At 67.7% G+C, this 2,684-nt stretch carries 1 protein-coding gene; it reads left to right on the top strand.

Annotated features, from left to right (window positions below):
* Nucleotides 1-221: 221 nt before the first annotated feature.
* A complete protein-coding gene (locus ACFULQ_RS48965) occupies nt 222-2,630 on the top strand; it encodes a sodium-translocating pyrophosphatase (RefSeq protein ID WP_383558302.1) in 2,409 nt (802 codons plus the stop codon).
* The last annotated feature ends 54 nt before the right edge of the window (nt 2,631-2,684 follow it).

Here is a 2,684-nt window from a genome sequence, read left to right as displayed (position 1 = left end):
CTCCGCATGTCGGCGTGGGCTTTGTGTGCCTACAGTGGTCTGGTGCGATGCATTTCGTGAATTGCTTCACGATCTAGATATCCGCCATGAATGCCCCCGGGGCATTACTGCTTTCAGGTTCCGTAAAGGCGAATTCCGTTTACCGTGCCCTGTTTTGATCAGAGCGGGGTACCTACAATCCGTCCACATCTTGAGCTCAGCCCAAGCGTCAAGGAGGACGAATGGCGGGGCTTTCTACCCCTGATCAGTTGGACCAGCCCACAACAACCCTCGCGGCCGCCGTGCTCACCGACGACAACCGGGTACTGATCGCGATCATCGCGGTCGTCGCCCTGGCGGCGCTCGTGGTGGCGGGTGTCCTGGTGCGCCAGGTGCTCGCGGCCGGCGAGGGCACCGACAGCATGAAAAAGATCGCGGCGGCGGTCCAGGAAGGCGCGAACGCCTATCTGGCACGCCAGCTGCGCACGCTCGGCGTATTCGCCGTCGTCGTGTTCTTCCTGCTCATGCTGCTGCCCGCGGACGACTGGAATCAGCGCGCAGGCCGATCCGTGTTCTTCTTGATCGGCGCGGCGTTCTCGGCGGCCACCGGCTATATCGGCATGTGGCTCGCCGTGCGCAGCAATGTGCGGGTGGCCGCGGCGGCCCGAGAAGCCACTCCGGCGGAAGGCGAGCCGGAAAAAGATCTCACGGCCGTCTCGCACAAAGCCATGAAGATCGCATTCCGAACGGGCGGCGTCGTCGGCATGTTCACGGTGGGGCTCGGTCTGCTGGGCGCCTCCTGTGTGGTGCTGGTGTACGCGGCCGACGCGCCGAAGGTCCTCGAGGGCTTCGGTCTCGGCGCGGCGCTCATCGCGATGTTCATGCGGGTCGGCGGCGGCATCTTCACCAAGGCCGCCGACGTCGGCGCCGACCTGGTCGGCAAGGTCGAGCAGGGCATCCCGGAGGACGACCCGCGCAACGCCGCGACCATCGCCGACAACGTGGGCGACAACGTCGGCGACTGCGCGGGCATGGCGGCCGACCTCTTCGAGTCGTACGCCGTGACCCTGGTCGCCGCGCTGATCCTCGGCAAGGCGGCCTTCGGCGACTCCGGACTCGCCTTCCCGCTGCTCGTCCCGGCGATCGGCGTGATCACCGCGATGATCGGCATCTTCGCGGTCGCCCCGCGCAGGTCCGACCGCAGCGGCATGTCCGCGATCAACCGCGGGTTCTTCATCTCCGCGGTGATCTCGCTCGTGCTGGTGGCGATCGCCGTCTTCGTCTACCTCCCCGGCAAGTACGCCGACCTCGACGGGGTCACCGACACGGCGATCAGCGGCAAGGACGGCGATCCGAGGATCCTCGCCCTCGTCGCGGTGGCGATCGGCATCCTGCTCGCCGCCGTCATCCAGCAGCTGACCGGCTACTTCACCGAGACCAACCGCCGCCCGGTCCAGGACATCGGCAAGACCTCGCTCACGGGGCCCGCCACCGTCGTCCTCGCCGGTATCTCGATCGGTCTCGAGTCGGCCGTCTACACCGCCCTGCTGATCGGCCTCGGCGTCTACGGCGCCTTCCTGCTCGGCGGTACGTCGATCATGCTGGCGCTGTTCGCGGTGGCGCTGGCCGGCACCGGTCTGCTCACCACGGTCGGTGTGATCGTCGCCATGGACACCTTCGGGCCGGTCTCCGACAACGCCCAGGGCATCGCCGAGATGTCCGGGGACGTCGAGGGCGCGGGCGCGCAGGTGCTCACCAACCTGGACGCCGTCGGCAACACCACCAAGGCCATCACCAAGGGCATCGCCATCGCGACCGCGGTCCTCGCGGCGTCGGCGCTCTTCGGGTCGTACCGTGACGCGATCACGACCGGCGCGCAGGACGTCGGCGAGAAGCTCAGCGGGGCCGGTGCGCCGATGAGCCTGATGATGGACATCTCGCAGCCCAACAACCTCGTCGGTCTCATCGCGGGCGCGGCGGTCGTCTTCCTCTTCTCGGGGCTGGCGATCAACGCGGTGTCGCGGTCGGCGGGCTCGGTGGTCTACGAGGTGCGGCGGCAGTTCCGCGAGCACCCCGGGATCATGGACTACAGCGAGGAGCCCGAGTACGGCAAGGTCGTCGACATCTGCACCAGGGACGCCCTGCGCGAGCTCGCCACGCCCGGCCTGCTCGCCGTGACCGCGCCGATCTTCATCGGGTTCACCCTCGGGGTCGGCGCCCTCGGCGCGTTCCTCGCGGGCGCGATCGGGGCGGGCACGCTCATGGCGGTCTTCCTGGCGAACTCGGGCGGTGCCTGGGACAACGCCAAGAAGCTCGTCGAGGACGGCCACCACGGCGGCAAGGGCAGTGAGGCCCATGCCGCGACCGTGATCGGCGACACCGTCGGCGACCCCTTCAAGGACACCGCGGGACCCGCGATCAACCCGCTGCTGAAGGTGATGAACCTGGTGGCGCTGCTGATCGCCCCTGCGGTGATCAAGTTCAGTTACGGCGACGACAAGAGCATCGGCGTACGGATCTTCATCGCCGTGCTCGCGTTCCTCGTCATCGCCGGCGCGGTCTACGTCTCCAAGCGGCGCGGAATCGCCGTAGGTGACGAAGACAACGAGAAGAAGGCGAGCAAGTCGGTGGATCCCGCGGTGGTTTCGTAGGTCCTTCGACGAGTCCCAGCTCAAGGGGCGGGCGGGCGGCGCGTGTTCATGCGC

The organism is Streptomyces sp. NPDC057253 (assembly GCF_042669125.1).
In the GTDB taxonomy this organism is placed as follows: domain Bacteria; phylum Actinomycetota; class Actinomycetes; order Streptomycetales; family Streptomycetaceae; genus Streptomyces.
This window is presented reverse-complemented; position numbering and strand designations above follow the sequence as displayed.

Bases quoted from the DNA above. Each gene is read 5' to 3' on its own strand.
- ACFULQ_RS48965 (WP_383558302.1), top strand. From the start codon at position 222: ATGGCGGGGCTTTCTACCCCTGATCAGTTGGACCAGCCCACAACAACC.